At 69.2% G+C, this 16,170-nt stretch carries 16 protein-coding genes; 7 read left to right on the forward strand and 9 right to left on the reverse strand.

Features of this window, described 5'->3' with window-relative positions:
* Window positions 1–35: 35 nt before the first annotated feature.
* Window positions 36–611: an NnrU family protein gene (locus EJI01_RS23090; protein ID WP_126839468.1), complete on the forward strand. Its 576-nt coding sequence runs from the start codon at window positions 36–38 to the stop codon at window positions 609–611.
* Window positions 612–613: 2 nt separating this feature from the next.
* Here EJI01_RS23090 and EJI01_RS23095 read toward each other — a convergent pair whose 3' ends face one another.
* Window positions 614–1,099 (reverse strand): SixA phosphatase family protein, encoded by a 486-nt coding sequence (locus tag EJI01_RS23095; RefSeq protein ID WP_126839469.1) that lies wholly within the window; start codon window positions 1,097–1,099, stop codon window positions 614–616.
* An 83-nt stretch (window positions 1,100–1,182) separates the two neighbouring features.
* Between EJI01_RS23095 and EJI01_RS23100 the strand changes: the two genes are divergently transcribed.
* Window positions 1,183–2,016: a hypothetical protein gene (locus EJI01_RS23100; RefSeq protein WP_126839470.1), complete on the forward strand. Its 834-nt coding sequence runs from the start codon at window positions 1,183–1,185 to the stop codon at window positions 2,014–2,016.
* A gap of 113 nt (window positions 2,017–2,129) precedes the next feature.
* Window positions 2,130–4,190 (forward strand): elongation factor G, encoded by a 2,061-nt coding sequence (fusA, locus tag EJI01_RS23105; protein ID WP_126839471.1) that lies wholly within the window; start codon window positions 2,130–2,132, stop codon window positions 4,188–4,190.
* A gap of 20 nt (window positions 4,191–4,210) precedes the next feature.
* Here fusA and EJI01_RS23110 read toward each other — a convergent pair whose 3' ends face one another.
* From EJI01_RS23110 to EJI01_RS23120, 3 genes are all read right to left on the reverse strand, one after another.
* Window positions 4,211–5,743 (reverse strand): amidase, encoded by a 1,533-nt coding sequence (locus EJI01_RS23110; RefSeq protein WP_126839472.1) that lies wholly within the window; start codon window positions 5,741–5,743, stop codon window positions 4,211–4,213.
* 23 nt (window positions 5,744–5,766) lie between these two features.
* Window positions 5,767–6,750: a Bug family tripartite tricarboxylate transporter substrate binding protein gene (locus EJI01_RS23115; RefSeq protein ID WP_126839473.1), complete on the reverse strand. Its 984-nt coding sequence runs from the start codon at window positions 6,748–6,750 to the stop codon at window positions 5,767–5,769.
* A gap of 112 nt (window positions 6,751–6,862) precedes the next feature.
* Window positions 6,863–8,002 (reverse strand): NAD(P)/FAD-dependent oxidoreductase, encoded by a 1,140-nt coding sequence (locus EJI01_RS23120; protein WP_126839474.1) that lies wholly within the window; start codon window positions 8,000–8,002, stop codon window positions 6,863–6,865.
* An 87-nt stretch (window positions 8,003–8,089) separates the two neighbouring features.
* Between EJI01_RS23120 and EJI01_RS23125 the strand changes: the two genes are divergently transcribed.
* The 3 genes from EJI01_RS23125 to EJI01_RS23135 are packed head-to-tail and all read left to right on the forward strand — an operon-like array spanning window position 8,090 to window position 10,134.
* On the forward strand, window positions 8,090–8,755 hold the full coding sequence (locus tag EJI01_RS23125) for a helix-turn-helix domain-containing protein (RefSeq protein ID WP_260602620.1): 666 nt from the start codon (window positions 8,090–8,092) through the stop codon (window positions 8,753–8,755).
* A 45-nt stretch (window positions 8,756–8,800) separates the two neighbouring features.
* Window positions 8,801–9,709, forward strand: coding sequence for a hypothetical protein (locus EJI01_RS23130; RefSeq protein ID WP_126839475.1), 909 nt, complete (start codon window positions 8,801–8,803; stop codon window positions 9,707–9,709).
* 17 nt (window positions 9,710–9,726) lie between these two features.
* Window positions 9,727–10,134: a VOC family protein gene (locus EJI01_RS23135; protein ID WP_126839476.1), complete on the forward strand. Its 408-nt coding sequence runs from the start codon at window positions 9,727–9,729 to the stop codon at window positions 10,132–10,134.
* A gap of 18 nt (window positions 10,135–10,152) precedes the next feature.
* Here EJI01_RS23135 and EJI01_RS23140 read toward each other — a convergent pair whose 3' ends face one another.
* The 3 genes from EJI01_RS23140 to EJI01_RS23150 are packed head-to-tail and all read right to left on the reverse strand — an operon-like array spanning window position 10,153 to window position 14,023.
* A complete protein-coding gene (locus EJI01_RS23140; protein ID WP_126839477.1) occupies window positions 10,153–12,678 on the reverse strand; it encodes a cbb3-type cytochrome c oxidase subunit I in 2,526 nt (841 codons plus the stop codon).
* Complete coding sequence (locus tag EJI01_RS23145) at window positions 12,675–13,610, reverse strand: c-type cytochrome (RefSeq protein WP_126839478.1); 936 nt, start codon at window positions 13,608–13,610, stop codon at window positions 12,675–12,677. The genes EJI01_RS23140 and EJI01_RS23145 overlap by 4 nt, the downstream gene beginning before the upstream one ends.
* A complete protein-coding gene (locus EJI01_RS23150) occupies window positions 13,607–14,023 on the reverse strand; it encodes a cytochrome c family protein (RefSeq protein WP_260602621.1) in 417 nt (138 codons plus the stop codon). The genes EJI01_RS23145 and EJI01_RS23150 overlap by 4 nt, the downstream gene beginning before the upstream one ends.
* A 76-nt stretch (window positions 14,024–14,099) precedes the next feature.
* Here EJI01_RS23150 and EJI01_RS23155 point away from each other — a divergent pair, with 76 nt between their 5' ends.
* On the forward strand, window positions 14,100–14,963 hold the full coding sequence (locus tag EJI01_RS23155) for a c-type cytochrome (protein ID WP_260602622.1): 864 nt from the start codon (window positions 14,100–14,102) through the stop codon (window positions 14,961–14,963).
* A 7-nt stretch (window positions 14,964–14,970) separates the two neighbouring features.
* On the opposite strand, the gene EJI01_RS23160 is transcribed toward EJI01_RS23155, so the two are convergent.
* Window positions 14,971–15,378: a GreA/GreB family elongation factor gene (locus EJI01_RS23160; protein ID WP_126839480.1), complete on the reverse strand. Its 408-nt coding sequence runs from the start codon at window positions 15,376–15,378 to the stop codon at window positions 14,971–14,973.
* A gap of 323 nt (window positions 15,379–15,701) precedes the next feature.
* The gene (locus tag EJI01_RS23165; protein WP_185879029.1) at window positions 15,702–16,109 is read right to left on the reverse strand and encodes an FHA domain-containing protein; all 408 of its coding nucleotides are present in this window, start codon (window positions 16,107–16,109) and stop codon (window positions 15,702–15,704) included.
* Window positions 16,110–16,170 lie beyond the last annotated feature (61 nt).

A 16,170-nucleotide genomic window follows, 5' to 3' on the forward strand; every position in this document is an offset into this window, starting at 1 on the left:
ACTGCGGCCGGCAGCGCCGCCTGGAGGTAGTTCCCATGTCTCTTCTTGTCGTTGGCCTCATCCTGTTCCTCGGCATTCATTCGGTGTCCATCGTCGCGCCCGCCTGGCGCGATGCGCAGGTCGACCGGCGCGGCGAGCGGGTCTGGAAAGGCACCTACGCCCTGGCCTCGCTCGTCGGCCTGCTGTTGCTCATTTATGGCTATGGCCTGGCTCGCCAGGCGCCGGTGGTGCTCTACGCGCCGCCGCCGGGGTTGCGGCATGTCGCGCTGCTGTTGATGCTGCCGGTGTTTCCGCTGCTGTTCGCGGCCTACCTGCCTGGGCGCATCCAGCGAACGGTCAAGCACCCCATGCTGCTTGCCGTGGCGCTCTGGGCAACGGCGCACCTGCTGGGCAATGGCACGCTGGCCGATGTGCTGCTGTTCGGGGCTTTCCTCGTGTGGGCAGTGGTTGACTGGATTTCCGTCCAACACCGCGCCGTGCCTCGCAGGGTGCCTGGCGCTCCGCCGGGTGCGCTGAACGACATCGTGGCACTCGCGGGCGGCTTGGTGGTGTATGCCGCTTTCCTGTGGAGGGCACACATCTGGCTGACCGGGGTATCGCCGCTCGCTTAGAACTACTTCTTCGGCGCGTCCAGCTTCGCCTTCGCCGGGCCGAGCTCCGCGACATCCGCCCATGCCTTGGCATCGAAGCGGAACTCGGCGACGGCGCAGGTGGGCATGTCGACGATCTCGCTCGACAGCCGGTGCGCGAGCTCGGTGAACTCGGGGTTGTGGCCGAAGAGCATCACGCGGGCCAGCTTGTCGTCGAGTGCGCAAATGACGGCGAGCAAGTCGTCCGGACTGCTGGCGTAGAGCCGCTCATCGACGGCGATGTTCTTGCGTGCATAACCGATCTCGTCGGCGATGAGTTGCGCAGTCGTCAGCGCCCGCAGCGCCGGGCTCGACACCAGCAGATCGGGCTTCACGCCGCGCTTGCTCAGGCGCTTGCCCATCCTGGGCGCGTCGTCGAGGCCGCGATCGTTCAATGGCCGCTCCCGGTCGGGCAAGGACGGATCGTCGCGACTCGACTTGGCATGCCGCACCAGAAACAAGGTTTTCATGGACAGCTTTTCGTGGTGGGGAATATTGTCGGCTGTTGCCTGAAGTGGTGGAGAATTTCTCTCGAGCTACCTGGAGTTCCGCCATGGTTGTGCCGTCGCTCTTACCTCGCGAACGCGGATTGCTGATCCTGTTCGCCTTGCTGTGGGTGAGCGCCATCGTCGCGCCCGCGCTGCCGACCCCCGAACTGGCCGCCGCAGCCCTTGCCGACAACCGTGCCTGGCACGGGCTGCCGAACGCGATGGACGTGCTGAGCAATCTGCCTTTCGCGGCCATCGGCATCTGGGGCCTGCTCCGGCTGCGCCGGCTGGACCGCGCCCGCAAGGACACGCAAGACATCGTGCCGGGCCCGCAGCCCGCGAGCCAGCCACCCGACAATGCGCTCGATTGCGCCTGGATGTTCTTCGCAGGGCTGATCCTCACCGCAGCGGGGTCGGCTTTCTATCACCTGCAGCCCGACGGCCTGCGGCTGGCCGCAGACCGTGCCGGCATGGCGGTCGCGTTCGCCGGCATCCTGGGTGTCGCGGTCTGCGACCGGGTGAGTGCGCGCGCCGGCTGGCCGGCGGCCTGGTTCACGCTGGCCGGAGGGCTGCTGGCGGTGGGCGTCCATCACGAAACCGGCAATGTGCTGCCGTGGGCACTGGTCCAGTACGGCGGCATGGCGCTGGTCCTGGCGCTGGCGCTCGCCAAGCCGGTGAGCGGCGCCATCGGGGTCAAGCTGGGCTGGGTGATCTTCTTCTACGGCCTGGCCAAGCTGTTCGAGCTGTCGGACCACGCGATCTACGAGGCGACGCAGCAGCTGGTATCGGGCCACACCCTCAAGCATCTGACGGCGGCGCTCGCGGCCCTGCCCGTGCTGCACGCCCTGGGAAGGCAGGCCCTGCGGCACGCTGGGGGCGGAGCGTTCGTCACGCCGTAGCTGCCTGCCCCGCTTGCGCCGGGCCGGTCAATCCCGTACGCTGGGTCGGCAGAGGCAAGCACGCGATCCCAACGATCCGCCCGGCGGGCCTTCCGGGCGCAAGGAGACCACCCATGCCAAGCCGATCGAACGGCCTCGCGGCCGAAATGGAGACGGTGCGCACACTGGCGCTCGTCGGGCCCTCGGCCTCGGGCAAGACCACCCTGGCCGAGGCGCTGCTGTACAAGACGGGCGCCATCGGCGCGCCGGGCAGCGTCGAGCGGGGCAGCACCGCCAGCGACCACGACCCGATCGAGCGGCGCATGCAGCATTCGCTCAACGCATCGGTGATGCACCTCACGCATGCCGGCACGCGCATTCACTTCATCGACACGCCCGGCGGCGCCGACTTCCTCGGCCAGAGCCTGCCGGCACTGGAGGCGGTCGAAACGGCGGCGGTGGTCATCAATGCCGCCACCGGCATCGAGCCGATGGCCGTGCGCATGATGGAGTACGCGGCCTCGCGCCACCTCGCCCGCATGATCATCGTCAACAAGATCGACTCGCAGGGCGTCTCGCTGGCGGGCCTGCTGGCCGACATCCAGGCCACTTTCGGCCGCGAATGCCTGCCGCTGAACCTTCCCGACGGGGTCGGCAAGCAGGTGGTGGACTGCTTCTTCAATCGCTTCGGGCAGTCCGACTTCGGCCCCGTCGAAGCGGCGCACCGCGCGCTGGTCGAGCAGGTGGTGGAGGTCGATGCGGCCTTCGTCGACCGCTATCTCGAAGAGGGCGACGTGGATCCGGCCGAGCTGCACGCGCCGCTCGAGCAGGCGCTGCGCGAAGGCCACCTGATCCCGGTGTGCTTCGTCTCGTCGCGCAGCGGCGCCGGCGTGGCCGAGCTGCTGGACGTGATCGTCAAGCTCCTGCCCGACCCGACCGAGGCCAACCCGCCGGACTTCGTCGTCGGCGAGGGCGCGGCCGCGCGGCCAATGACGGTCGCGCCCGACCCGTCGCTGCACGTGCTGGCGCACGTGTTCAAGGTCACGGTCGACCCCTATGTCGGCAAGATGGGCATCTTCCGCGTGCACCAGGGCACGCTCACGCGCGACAGCCAGCTCTACATCGGCGACGGGCGCAAGCCCTTCAAGGTGGGCCACCTGTTCATGCTGCAGGGCAAGGACCATGTGGAGGTGTCGCGCGTGCTGCCGGGCGACATCGCGGCCGTGGCCAAGGTCGACGAGATCCATTTCGACGCCGTGCTGCACGACGCGGCCGAGGACGACCGGGTCCATCTCGCGCCGCTGGAATTCCCGATTCCCGTGCACGGGCTGGCGATCGAGCCCAAGCGGCATGGCGACGAGCAGCGCATGTGGGAGATCTTGGGCAAGCTGGTCGACGAGGACCCCTGCCTGCGGCTGGAGCATGTGGTGGTCACCAACGAAACCATCGTCTACGGCCTCGGCGAGCTGCACCTGCGCGTGCTGCTCGAGCGGCTGCGCGAGGTCTACCGCTTCGAGGTCAACACGCGGCCGCCGCGCATCGCCTACCGCGAGACCGTGACGGTGCCGGCCGAGGGCCACCACCGCCACAAGAAGCAGACCGGCGGCGCCGGCCAGTTCGGCGAGGTGTTCCTGCGCATCGAGCCGCTGCCGCGCGGCTCCGGCTTCGAGTTTGCCGACGAGGTGCGGGGCGGAACCATTCCGAGCCAGTTCATCCCCGCGGTCGAGAAGGGCGTGCGCGAGGTGCTGGATCACGGCGCGATCGCCGGCTACCCGGTGGTCGACGTGCGCGTGGTGGTCTACGACGGCAAGCACCACAGCGTCGACAGCAAGGACATCGCCTTCGCCACCGCCGGCCGCAAGGCCTTCATCGCGGCCATCCAGGCGGCACGCGCGATCGTGCTGGAGCCGGTGGTGCAGATCGACATCGCCGCGCCGGACTCCGCGATCGGCGACGTCACGGGCGACCTGTCGGGGCGGCGCGGCCTGGTCACGGGCACCTCCAACGGCTCGGCGGGTACGGTGCTGATCCGGGGGCAGGTGCCGTTGTCGGAGCTCTCGGGCTATCAGTCGCGGCTCAACGCGCTGACCAGCGGGCAGGGGCGCTACACCATCGAGCTTTCGCACTACGAGGCGGTGCCGCCGGCGCTGCAGCAGACGCTGATGGGACAGCACCGGGTGCGCGACGAGGAGTGAGGCGGGATCGTCTCCCGCGCTCAAACAGCGGCCTGGCCCCCGGTTGCGGCAGGCGGCATCGCGGCGTCGAAGATCGGCGGATGCGTCACGATCGATTTCAGCTCGGGCACGGGCTTCGCAAGGCGAGCGAGATCCGGCTGCGGCCGCTGCGTTTCGGGCATGCGCGCGAACGCGGCTTCCATCGCATGCGCGATCGACAGCAGTTCGGCATCGCCGCGGAAGCGGCCGATGAGCTGAAGGCCGAAGGGCATGCCGCCCGCGTCCACGCCGCAGGGCAGCGCGAGCGCCGGGTTGGTGGCCAGCGTGACGACGTAGGTCAGGCCCAGCCAGTGGTAGTAGTTGCGGAGCTTCTGGCCGTTGATCTGATCGAGGTAGGGCAGCGTCCAGGCGAAGGGCGACACCGGCGTGGTCGGCGACAGGATGAGATCGAAGTCCTCGTAGAGCGTCTGGAACGATCGGAAGATGCGTGTCTGCTCCAGGTGCGCCCAGGTGGCGTCCGCCATCGTCATGTTCGCGCCCATCTCGTAGTTGGCTCGCACGTTGGGCCCGAGCGAGCCGGGGTCGGTTTCGTAGGCCTCGCGGAAGGCCGCGACGAAGCTCGCGGCACGGACCACGTCGAAGCAGCGGTCCGCTTCGCCCATGTCGGGCCGCACCTCGTCGACGCTTCGGAACAGGTGGCGAATGGTCGCGATGCGCTGGCGGAACAGGGTGCGGATGCCGTCGTCGACCGGGCAGACGCCGAAGTCCTCGGTGTAGCCGACGCGCAGCGAGGCGAGGTCCGCGGGCGCGAGCTGCGTGAACGTGCGGCCGTCCACCGCGTAGGTGAGCGGGTCGCACGCATGCTGGCCGACCGAGGCGCCGAACTGCAGGCAGGTGTCGGCCACGGTGCGTCCCATCGGCCCGATCACCGAGATCGGCGTCCAGCCGAGCTGCCGGCGCTCCACCGGCACCAGGCCCGGCGAGGGGCGGAAGCCGACAACGCCGCAGAGTGCCGCGGGAATGCGCAGCGACCCGCCGGTGTCGGAGCCGGTGGCGACCGGCAGCATGCCGGTGGCGAGCGCAGCGGCCGAGCCGCCGGAGGAACCGCCGGCGTTGCGCATCGGGTCGAAGGGATTGCCGGTGGCGCCCCAGACCGGATTGCGCGTGTTGGCGCCGGCGCCCATCTCCGGCACGTTGGTCTTGGCAACCACGATCGCACCCGCGGCGCGCAGGCGTGCGACGAGCGCGTGGTCACGCGCGGGCACCTGGCCTCGGAAGCGCGGCGAGCCGTAGGTGGTCAGCAGGCCGGCGGTGTCTTCCAGGTCCTTGATGCCGAGGGGCAGGCCGTGCAGGCTGCCCAGCGCTTCGCCGCGAAGCACCTGCACCTCGGCGCGCCGGGCTTCTTCGCGCGCGCGCTCGAAGCAGGTGGCGGTGAGCGCGTTGACGGCCGGGTTCAGCGCCTCGATGCGCGCGATGCTGGCCTCCAGCACCTCGACCGGCGAGACCTCGCGGCTTCCGATCATGCGGCGCAGTTCGACGGCGGACTGGTCTGCAAGGGTGTGGCTGGATGGCATGGATGTAAGGATCCAGGAGAAGGTCAGTCGGGCTTGATGTTGGATTGTTCTGCGATCTTGCGCAGCCGGGCGATGTCGCCGCCGAGCCTGCCGCTCCAGTCCTTGATCGGCGCGTAGGCGGGCTCGAAGCCCAGGCCCTTGAGCTTGTCGCGCATCTCGGCGTCCCCCATGGCCGCGGCCAGGGCCTGCTCGAGCTTCTGCTTGACCTCGGGCGGCAGGCCGCTCGGCGCGACCAGCGCGATCCAGGAGCTCATTTCGTAGCCGGGGTAGCCGCTCTCGGCAATGGTCGGCACATCGGGCAGCAGGGTCGAGCGCGTGGGGGTGGTGACCGCCAGCGGCTTGATCTTTCCGGTCCTGATGTGCGGCGCGGCGGCCACCACGCTGTCGAAGGCGAGCGGGATCTGGCCGCCGACCAGGTCGGTCATCGCCGGCGCGCTGCCGCGGTAGGGCACGTGCGTCATCTTGACGCCTGCCGCCGCCTTGAACATCTCACCGGAGAAGTGGGACACGGTGCCGTTGCCGAAGGAGCCGTACACGTACTTGTCCGGCGCGGCCTTGGCGGCTGCAACGAGCTGTTGCACGCTGTTCTCCTGCACCGACGGATGGGCCACCAGCATCAGCGCCATGTTGGCCACCATGCCGACGGGCTCGAAGGCCTTGGCCGGCTCGTAGGACAGCTTGGGCTGAATCGCCGGATTGAGGGTGTAGGTGGAATTGGAGCTCAAGAGCAGCGTGTAGCCGTCGGGCTTGGCATTCGCCACGAACTGCGCGCCGATGGCGGTGCCCGCGCCGGGCTTGTTGTCGACGATCACCGGCTGCCCGAGCTTCGCTTCGAGCTGCCGCGCGAGCAGGCGGCCCATCACGTCGCCCGCGCCGCCGGGTGGATAGGGCACGACGATCTGCACCGGTTTTTCCGGATAGCCGGCGGCCTGGGCAGGCAGCACGGCCGCGAAGGATGCGCAGGCCCATGCTGCAGCTTGAAGAAGGGCGCTGGTGCGGAGTTGCATGAAAGTCCTTTCGGTGATGGTCAAGGGATTCTCTTTAACGAGAATTCTCATATCCGAGTAAAACCGAAAACGTGCATGAATCGTGCCAGTAGAAGCCCCACTGGCGCGGAAGTCAACGCAGGCGCCCCGGCCGGAATGCGAGCGGATCCACGCCATGCGCGAGCAGCCGTGCCGGCGGCGCCTCATGGTGCAGCAGGGCAGCCGCCAGTTCCGAAGCGCCTGCGGCAGTCTGGATGCCGTAGCCGCCCTGGCCGGCGAGCCAGAAGAAGCCTTCGCAGCCCTCGTCCCAGCCGAGCACGAAGTCGCCGTCGTCCACGAAGGAACGCAGTCCCGCCCAGGCATGGCTCGGGCGGCGGATCGAGAGCGTGGTGGCGTTCTCGATGTGGTGGATGCCCAGCGCCACGTCCAGTTCCTCGGGCACCACGTCGTGCGGCGCCACCGGTTCGGCATTGGCCGGGGAGCCCAGCAGCTGGCCGGCATCCGGCTTGAAGTAGAAGCTTTCGTCGATGCCCACGACCGCCGGCCACGCCGCGCAGTCGAGGCCCTCGGGCGCCGCGAAGGTGAAGGCGCTGCGCCGCCGCGGTTCGAGCCCGACGCGCGCGGCCTTGCACAGGTCCGCGATCTGGTCGGCCCACGCGCCCGCGGCGTTGACCAGGGCGCGCGCCTGCACCTGCTGGCCATCGGCCAGGCTCAGTTGCCACAAGCCTTCGGTACGCACCGCCGCCACGAGCTCCGCGTCGCAGCGCAACGTGCCGCCGCGCGCTCGCATGCCCTTGAGGTAGCCCTGATGGAGTGCATGGACGTCGATGTCCTGTGCATCCTGCTCGAAGATGGCCGCGTTCACGCGGTCGGCGCGTAGCACCGGCACCATGGAAACGGCCTCCTCGCCGGTGACGAGACGGACGTTCGGGGTGTTGCGCGACAGCGCCTCGAAGGTCGCCTGCAGTTCCTGTGACTGGGCTTCGCTGGCGATGTAGAGCGCGCCGCGCGGCGTGAGCAGCGGGTGCTCGGCGAAGCCTTCGGGCGGTTGCTCGTAGAACGCGCGGCTCGCACGCGTCAGCGCCCGGATGGCCGGCGTGCCATAGCTTTCCATGAACATCGCGGCGGAGCGGCCGGTCGAGTGATAGCCGGGCTGGGACTCGCGCTCCAGCACGATCACGCGCGCGCGCGGTGCCAGCTGGAAGGCGAGCGATGCGCCGGCGATGCCGGCGCCGATCACGGCGAAGTCGAAGGTAGGCGATGGTGTGCTCATGGAAGCTGAATTCTCATTTACGAGAATTATCGTTCTGCGGCGCGAGTCCGGTCAAGACGTACCCCTTGCGCCATAATGCGCCGCCCCATGGTCCGTACCTTGCGCCCTCCGCCCCCGCCGCCCGCGAAAAAACCGCGCCTCACCCGATCGGCCGCCGCGCCCGTCGAATCGATAGGGCGCGACGTCATGGGCGAGCGGCTGCGCTCGATCCGCAAGGCCGGCAAGCTCACGCTGAAGGAACTGTCCGTTCGTTCGGGCGTGGCCTTGTCCACGCTGTCGAAGATGGAGCTCGGGCAGATCTCGATCAGCTACGAGAAATTCGCCGCCGTCGCGCGGGCGCTGAACGTCGATATCTCCCGCCTGTTCGATCCGGCCGCGCGCCGCGCGGGCAAGGCGGCGCCGACCTTCGTTCATTCGGCGCTCGGCAGTGCCCCGAGCTATACCAGCGACCAGTACGAATACCGGATGCTGTGCGCCGATCATCCGGCGAAGATCATGGAGCCGATGCACGGCCGCATCCTGGCGCGCCACGAGAGCGAGTTCGCCGACTTCATCCGGCACCCGGGCCACGAGTTCTGCATGGTCCTGTCCGGCACTGTGCGCATCCGCTTCGAGACGGGCGAATCGGTGCTGGTGCGGCGCAACGAGTCGGTCTACTTCGACAGCGGCGTGGGGCATATCTACCTCTCGGTCGGAAAGGCGCAGGCGCAGGTGGTGGTGGTCATGTCCGGATCTGCGGCCGGCAGCCCGTAGCCGCGCACACTCGCCTTGGCCGCTGCTTTTCGCTAACCTTGCGCGATGAATGCAGCACTCGCCCCGCAGCGCGCCGGCGTCGGCGTACCCATCGGGCCGCCGCCGCCAGCGCCCGATCTGCCGACCCCGCCAACGCCCGCGCAGCCACCGCCGCCGCCACCCGAGGGCGACCCGCCGGCGGTTGATCCGCCGATGACCGACCCGGGCGCGCCGTCGCCGGTCGCCGATCCGCCGCCCGGCGCGGCGGCGCTGGGGCGCCTGCATGCGCGCCGCCTGCGCGAGATCTATCGCTCGGCCGGCTGGCCCTGCTGCGACGCCATCGAGGTCGACCTGCTGGCGGCCGGCCTGCTGGAACGCGTGCGTTCGGCACCGGGCCACGAAACGCTGCGCGTCACCGATGCCGGCATCGCGCACATCGCGCGCACGCTGGTCGTCAACCGCGCGGTGCTCTCCAAGCATGAGGCGTTGGTCGAGCAGGTCGCGCGCGAGATGACGCGCGCCGGCCGCGTGGCTTGGCGGGCCTTGAGTCTGCGGGCGCGGCTGCCGGCGCTGAACGAAGGCGACAAGCCGCGCTGGTGCATCGCGCGGCCGGACGTCTTCTCGATCCGCAACACCAGCGTCGAGGCCTATGCGCAGCCGATCGTGCACGAGGTGAAGGTCAACCGCGCCGACCTGCTGAGCGATCTGCGCAAGCCCGACAAGCGCGCCGCCTACCTCGACCTCGGCGGCGAGTGCTGGTACGTGCTGGGCTGCGACGCCAAGGGCCGCCCTATCGGCGAGCCCGACGAAATCCCGGCCGAATGCGGCGTGCTGATCGCGCAGCAGGGCCGGCTGGTGGTGGCGCGTTCGGCCGTGCACCGCGCGTTGCCGCGCATGCCCTTCAGCCTCTGGATGGCGCTGGCCAAGACCCAGCCGGTGCCGGGCTTCGACGACGAGTCGCAGGATCTGCTGTAGGGAACGGAGCGAGCACCGTGAAAGAGCCGCTTCCGGATTCGCCTTTCCAAGCCATTCGGGCCATCGACTACTCGGTCATCTTTGTCCGCGATATGGCAGCGATGCGTCGCTTCTATGAAGACATTCTCCGGTTCAGCCTGTCACGGGAGCTGTCGCCGAACTGGGTCGAGTACCGAGTCGGCGCCAACACCCTGGCATTGGCAACGCCCGGTCGAACTGCAACCGATGCTCGCACGCCAAAAGGCAGCGCCTCGCTTCAGCTAGCGTTCAAGGTTTCCGCGCCGGATGTAGATCGGTGTGCGGCCGAACTCGTGCGGCAGGGCATCGATCTTCTCTCTCCCCCTGCCGATCAGCCTTTTGGCCATCGCACGCTTTTCTTTCGCGACCCCGACGGAAACCTGCTCGAGGTGTTTGCCGAGATATAGCTTCCGTCGACCGGGGCCTCAAGCGAAGCGCGGCGCCATTTGCACCGCGAGCGCGGCCAGCAGCCCTTGCGCCGTGACGCAATGCCACATCAGGAGCGTGTTGTCGATGGTGGCGCGCGCGGCAGGCTGGAGCCGGCCGCTCCAGGAGCGTGCCAGCACGTAGCCGCCCATCAGCAGCAGCACCGCGACGTGGAAGCCCTGGTAGCCGAGCAGCATGCCGACGGTCGCGCTCCAGGCCTGTGCGCGCGGGTCGAGTCCGGCCTGCAGATGGCCGGCCAGGTCGAGCGCGAAGGCGCCGCTGGTGCAGGCCATCGCGAGCAGCACCAGCGCGCGCAGCAGCCGCTGGCCGCTCGCCTCGGCCGAGCCCAGCACGTGCGCTGCGCCTGCCATCAGCAGCGAGCCGGCCGCGAGCAGTGCGGCCGAGCCCAGCGGCCAGCGCGCCGCGGGCAGCGCCGCACCGGCCGGCGGGCACACGTCCGCGGCCATCGACACGTGAAGATGCGAGAACACGAGGGACGCGAAGATCGTCATGTCCACTGCGATCAGCACGATCACGGCCCACCATGAATGCGAGGCGCGGCCGGCGGCGCCCACCGGCAGGTAGACGCCGCGCGCGACGCGGGCCGTCGCGCTCGGCGGCAACTGGTCGGAACCCCAGAGCCAGACGAGGATGGCGGCGATCGCGAGCAGGCCGCAGGCGAAGGCGGGCACGATGCGTTCGACCGTCAGCAGCAGGAAGAAGCCCGCGGTCCCCGCCGCGGCGACCATCGGCCACCAGCCGTCGGTGGGCAGCCGCAGCAGGTGCAGCGGCCGCGCATCGCGCGCGCTGGTCACCAGCGTCTCGCGGCCGCCGAAGACCGTGCCGGGCAGCCAGTGGCGGCCTGCCTCGACCTCCTGTGGCAGCGCGGGCCGGTCCCACAGGGGTTCGCGGGAAATCACTTCGGGAATGCTGCGCACGCCGTAGTCGCGCATCGGCAGCCATTCGAGCGTGCCGGCCCGCCACGGGTTGCCGTGCTCCTTCCCGGGTCGCCACAGCGTGCGCGCCGCGTCGGCGATGAACAGCAATACGCCGGCTGCCAGGGTGAAGGCGCCGATGGTCGACAGCAGGTTGAGGCCGTTCCAGCCCAGATCGCCGGGGTAGGTATAGACGCGCCGCGGCATGCCCATCAGCCCCGCGATGTGCATCGGAAAGAAGGCGAGATTGAAGCCGCCGAACATCAGGCCGAAGACCCAGCGGCCCCAGCGTTCCGACAGGCAATGCCCGTTGAACACCGGCAGCCAGTAGTAGAAGCCGGCAAACAGCGGGAACACCATGCCGCCGATCAGCACGTAGTGGAAATGCGCGACGATGAAGTAGCTGTCGTGCGCCTGCCAGTCGAAGGGCAGCACCGCCACCATCACGCCCGTGAGCCCGCCCAGCACGAAGATGAAATGGAAGCCGAGCAAAAACAGCGTCGGCGCGTTCGGCCGCACGCGGCCGCGCCAGAAGGTCGCGATCCATGCGAACACCTGCACGCCGCTCGGAATCGCGACGATGAAGCTGGCCGCCGAGACGACCATCATCGAGAGGTTGCCGAGGCCGGCCGTGAACATGTGGTGCGCCCACAGCGCGAAGCTCACGATGCCGACGCCCGCCAGCGCCGCGACCACGCCGCGATAGGCCACCAGCGGCGTGCCCGCGAGCGTGGCGATCATCATCGAGACCATGCCGGCTGCGGGCAGGAAGATGATGTAGACCTCCGGATGGCCGAAGAACCAGAACAGGTGCTGCCACAGGAGCGGATCGCCGCCGCGCGCCGCGATGAAGAAGGGCCAGTCGAAGGCGCGCTCGAGCTCGAGCAGCATGGTGGCCGCGATCACCGCAGGGAAAGCGAACACGATCATCAGCGCGGTCACCAGCATGGCCCAGGCGAACACCGGCATCTTCATCAGCGTCATGCCCGGCGCGCGCGTGAAGAGGATGCCGATGATGAGCTCGATCGCGCCCGCGATCGCAGAGATCTCGATGAAGCCGATACCCAGGAGCCACCAGTCCGCGCCGCGCCCCGGCGAGAACTCCTTGCCGGTGAGCGGTGGGTACATGAACCAGCCGCCGTCGGGTGATTGACCGAAGAAGATGGTGCAGAAGAAGGCGATGCCGCCGATCGCATAGGCCCAGAAAGCGTAGGCCGACAGGCGCGGAAAGGGCAGGTCGCGCGCACCCAGCATGCCCGGCAGCAGGTAGACGGCCACGGCCTCGACGATCGGCACCGCGAACAGGAACATCATCACGGTGCCGTGCATCGTGAAGAGCTGGTTGTAGGTCTTCGGGTCGACGAGCCCGTTGTCGGGCACGGCGAGCTGCGCGCGCATCACGAGCGCCAGGATGCCGGCGAGCACGAAGAAGAGCATCGCAGTCGCGATGTAGAACACGCCGATGTGCGTGTTGTTGACGGCCGAGAGCAGCCGCCAGCCTTCGGGTGCCCGCCAGGCGCGTTCGAGCGCCTCGCGCTCGCCGTCTGGGCGCGGCAGGCTGGAGGGCAGGGTGTCGGCCGCGGGTTTCATTTGAGCTCGCCGAGCCAGGCCGCGATGGATCGAAGGCTCGCCTCGTCGATGCGCTCGCCCGACGAAGGCATGCGTGCGCCGGGCTTGAGCTGCTGCGTGTGGGCCACCCACTGCGCGAGGCCGGCGGCGTCGTTCGCCACCGTGCCCGCGCCGAGGTAGAGGCGGCTGCCGACGTGCGTGAGGTCGGGGCCGAGCCGGCTTTCTTCGCTCACGCCGCGCACCGTGTGGCAGGCGTTGCAGCGATGGGCGAGAAAGGCTTCGCGGCCACGCTCGATCTCTGGCGAGGACGAGGCCGCCGCGGGCCGCGCCTGAGCCGCGAGCCAGGCCTCGAAGGCTGCGGGTTGCTCCGCCACCACGTGCAGCGCCATGCGTGCATGCTGGTCGCCGCAGTACTCCGCGCATTGTCCGCGCCAGGTGCCGGGCCGGTCGGCCTGCAACTGCAGGTGCTGCACGCGGCCCGGCAGCATGTCCATCTTGCCGCCCAGTGCCGGCACCCAGAAGCTGTGGATCACGTCGGCGCTCGTAAGGCCGAAGTAGACCGGCCGGCCCACGGGGATGCGGATCTCGTTGGCACCCACGATCTCGGCGCCGCTGGCCGGATCGCGGTAGCGCAGCTCCCACCACCACATGTGCGCGGTGACGCCGACGATCAGCGCGTTCTTCGGCGGCGCGATGCGCCACGGCGGCTTGTGCCACTCGCTGTAGGCGAAGAGCGCGGCCAGCACCGCGGTGGGGAACACGACGCCGCCGCCGAGCACCCACCAGCGCGCATTCACCTGGCCGCCGCGCCGCCGCACGGCCAACACGAGCAGCGCCATCACGGCCACGAAGATCAGCGTCGCGCCCAGCACCAGCACCGTGCTCACGCCGAGCAGCGTTTCGGCCACCGGGCCCGCGGCCTGCAGTGTGGATTGCGAAGCCGTGCCGCTCATTCGAGTGCGAGCAGGTAGGCCGCCATGTCGCGCGCATCCTCGGGCGAGACGCCCATCGCGGGCATCACGGTGCCGGGCACCACGGCCTGCGGCGCAACGATCCAGCGCGCCAGCGTGTCGGGACCGTTGGGCACCTGGCCCGCGATGTAGCTGCGGCGGCCGAAAGCCTCGAGCGGCGGGCCGACCGTGCCGCGTGCCACCGGGACTTCCGGAATCGCGTGGCAGCTGCCGCACTGGTATTGCGCGAGCAGCTGCTGGCCGCGCGCGATCTGGGCCGCTGGCGCCTTGGCGTTGGGCAGCTTGCGTTCGCCGAGCTCGCAGCCGCTAGCGAGCGCCGCGATGGTCAGCAGCAGTGCGGTCCATGAGCCGGAGCGATCCGGCATCAGCAGCAGCGGCAGCAGGGTAGCGGGCATCCCGCGATTCTCGCGGCGCGAATGCGCCTTGCGCCGACACGGCAGCGCTCTCGCGCGTCGGACAATGCCGCCAAACATGGGAACCTCGAAGACCGTCCTGCTGACGCTTGCGGTGCTCGGCCTGGCCGCGGCGGCGGGCGCGGCGGTGACGGTGTGGGGCGGGCTCTACAACATCTCCGCGACCGAGCAGCACACGCAGCCCGTGTATTCGATGCTCGAGACTGCGATGCGACAAGCGGTGCGCTTGCGCGCACGCGGCATCGAGCCGCCGAAGCTCGACGACGAACGGCTGGTGCTGCGCGGCGCCGCCTGCTTTCGCGACAAGTGCCAGCAATGCCACGGCGGCCCCGGCGTTGCGCAGGACGACATCGGCAAGAGCATGCAGCCCTGGCCCGGACCGCTGGTCGATGCGCGCCAACACTGGAACACGCGCGAGCTCTACTGGGTGACGAAGCACGGCATCAAGATGAGCGGCATGCCGGCCTGGGAATTTCGCCTGGCCGAGGAAGACCTGTGGGCCGTGGTCGCCTTTCTCGAGCGGCTGCCCGACCTCACGCCGCAGCAGTATGCCCAGGCGACGCAGGCGGGCGTGACAGTGACGAGCGGCCCCGCGGTGCCAAGTGCCTGTGGCCCCCGCGCGGCGACGAATGCCGATGCGCAGGGCGATGTGCGCCGCGGTGCGAAGGCAATCCACCAGTACGCCTGCGGCACCTGCCATACCATCCCGGGCGTCACCGGCTCGCAGCCCAACGTTGGCCCGCCGCTCGCCGGCGTGGCGCGCCGCGCGATGATCGGCGGCAAGCTCGCCAACACGCCCGACAACATGGTGCGCTGGCTGCGCCACACGCGCGAGGTCGACCCGCAGACAGCCATGCCCCAGATGGGCGTGACGGAGCAGGACGCGCGCGACATCGCGGCGTACCTGGCGACGCTCGACTGAGCCGATCTCAGGTTGTGTAGTCGCCGCTGGCTTCGGGCTGGAACAGGATCTCGACCACTTCGGCGCGGCCTTCCTCGCCGCTGGGCAAGGTCCAGCTCGCCACCGCGCCGAGCCGCAAGCCGATCAGGCTCATGCCGACCGGCGAGAGCACCGAGACGAGGCCGGCGCCGGGCTCGGCGTCCTTAGGGTAGCAGAGCGTCAGCTTGTGGCGCTGGCCCGAGGGCACATCTGCGAGGGTGACTTGCGAATACATCGTGACGACATCTGCCGGCACCTCGCGTGAGCCAAGCACCTCGGCGGCATCGAGCAGGGCTTCGAGCCCCGGATGGGATTTTTCGTCGAGCAGCTTGCTGAGACGAAGGTGATCGAGCTCGGTGAGCGTGCGCTCGCCGCGAAGGGTGGTCGTCGATGACATGAAGCACTCCAATCGAATGCGAGCCGTAAAGGGTCGCTGTCGCGCGGGGCTTAAGCCCGGCGATCGATGGTTGCGCTAAACGAGAAGAGGGAAGGGGGATCGCCGGGCGGGGGAGGGTGCGGCTGGCGTGCGCTCAGCGGGCCGGGTCGCCTTGCCCTCGGCTGCACGCGCGCGCCGGCCTGCCGCGAGGGCGGCGGGGGCTGCAGCGGGGCAGTCAGCGACGGGGAGGACGGTGGCTGGGAAGCGCATGCGAACCATTGTAGGAGGCGTTGCGAGGGACGGCTCGGCGGATGACCCTTCGAGGAGTGCCGAGATCGAGCGGGTCAGGCGGCCGCGCCACGCAACGCGTCGGCCCATGCGGGAGAGACCCTGCGAGACGCCAGTTCGAGCGGAAGCCCGGGAATGGTCAGCAGCCGCAAGGCCTCGACGGACGTGTAGTCTTGATTGCCGGCCAGGAAGCGCATCCGGCAGCCGCCGATGGAGATGCTGTCGCCATCGACCAGATGCTGCGACTCCACCTTGACGCCGTTCACATAGACGCCGTTGCTGCTGGCCAGATCCTTGATCGTCACGAACGGACCGTCGAGGATCAGCACGGCATGGAGACGGCTGACTCGTTCATGCTTGATGACGATGTCGTTGGTCGTCGCCCGCCCGACGGTTGTTTCCGGCTTGCGCAGCTTGATCTGCTTGGTGGTGTTGGCGTTGATCAACAAGAGGAGTTTGGGCATGTCTCGCGTTCCGTTGTGTCGTTCTGTTTCAGCAGATCGACGAACGCTGGAGCGCCAGGCA

The sequence above is a fragment of the Variovorax sp. MHTC-1 genome, from assembly GCF_003984645.1.
Taxonomy (GTDB): Bacteria; Pseudomonadota; Gammaproteobacteria; order Burkholderiales; family Burkholderiaceae_C; genus Variovorax.

What these genes read in the sequence shown, in the direction of transcription:
- EJI01_RS23090 (WP_126839468.1), top strand. Translation starts at nt 36, where the DNA reads ATGTCTCTTCTTGTCGTTGGCCTCATCCTGTTCCTCGGCATTCATTCG.
- EJI01_RS23095 (WP_126839469.1), bottom strand. Translation starts at nt 1,099, where the DNA reads ATGAAAACCTTGTTTCTGGTGCGGCATGCCAAGTCGAGTCGCGACGAT.
- EJI01_RS23100 (WP_126839470.1), top strand. Translation starts at nt 1,183, where the DNA reads ATGGTTGTGCCGTCGCTCTTACCTCGCGAACGCGGATTGCTGATCCTG.
- fusA (WP_126839471.1), top strand. Translation starts at nt 2,130, where the DNA reads ATGCCAAGCCGATCGAACGGCCTCGCGGCCGAAATGGAGACGGTGCGC.
- EJI01_RS23110 (WP_126839472.1), bottom strand. Translation starts at nt 5,743, where the DNA reads ATGCCATCCAGCCACACCCTTGCAGACCAGTCCGCCGTCGAACTGCGC.
- EJI01_RS23115 (WP_126839473.1), bottom strand. Translation starts at nt 6,750, where the DNA reads ATGCAACTCCGCACCAGCGCCCTTCTTCAAGCTGCAGCATGGGCCTGC.
- EJI01_RS23120 (WP_126839474.1), bottom strand. Translation starts at nt 8,002, where the DNA reads ATGAGCACACCATCGCCTACCTTCGACTTCGCCGTGATCGGCGCCGGC.
- EJI01_RS23125 (WP_260602620.1), top strand. Translation starts at nt 8,090, where the DNA reads ATGGTCCGTACCTTGCGCCCTCCGCCCCCGCCGCCCGCGAAAAAACCG.
- EJI01_RS23130 (WP_126839475.1), top strand. Translation starts at nt 8,801, where the DNA reads ATGAATGCAGCACTCGCCCCGCAGCGCGCCGGCGTCGGCGTACCCATC.
- EJI01_RS23140 (WP_126839477.1), bottom strand. Translation starts at nt 12,678, where the DNA reads ATGAAACCCGCGGCCGACACCCTGCCCTCCAGCCTGCCGCGCCCAGAC.
- EJI01_RS23145 (WP_126839478.1), bottom strand. Translation starts at nt 13,610, where the DNA reads ATGAGCGGCACGGCTTCGCAATCCACACTGCAGGCCGCGGGCCCGGTG.
- EJI01_RS23150 (WP_260602621.1), bottom strand. Translation starts at nt 14,023, where the DNA reads ATGCCCGCTACCCTGCTGCCGCTGCTGCTGATGCCGGATCGCTCCGGC.
- EJI01_RS23155 (WP_260602622.1), top strand. Translation starts at nt 14,100, where the DNA reads ATGGGAACCTCGAAGACCGTCCTGCTGACGCTTGCGGTGCTCGGCCTG.
- EJI01_RS23160 (WP_126839480.1), bottom strand. Translation starts at nt 15,378, where the DNA reads ATGTCATCGACGACCACCCTTCGCGGCGAGCGCACGCTCACCGAGCTC.
- EJI01_RS23165 (WP_185879029.1), bottom strand. Translation starts at nt 16,109, where the DNA reads ATGCCCAAACTCCTCTTGTTGATCAACGCCAACACCACCAAGCAGATC.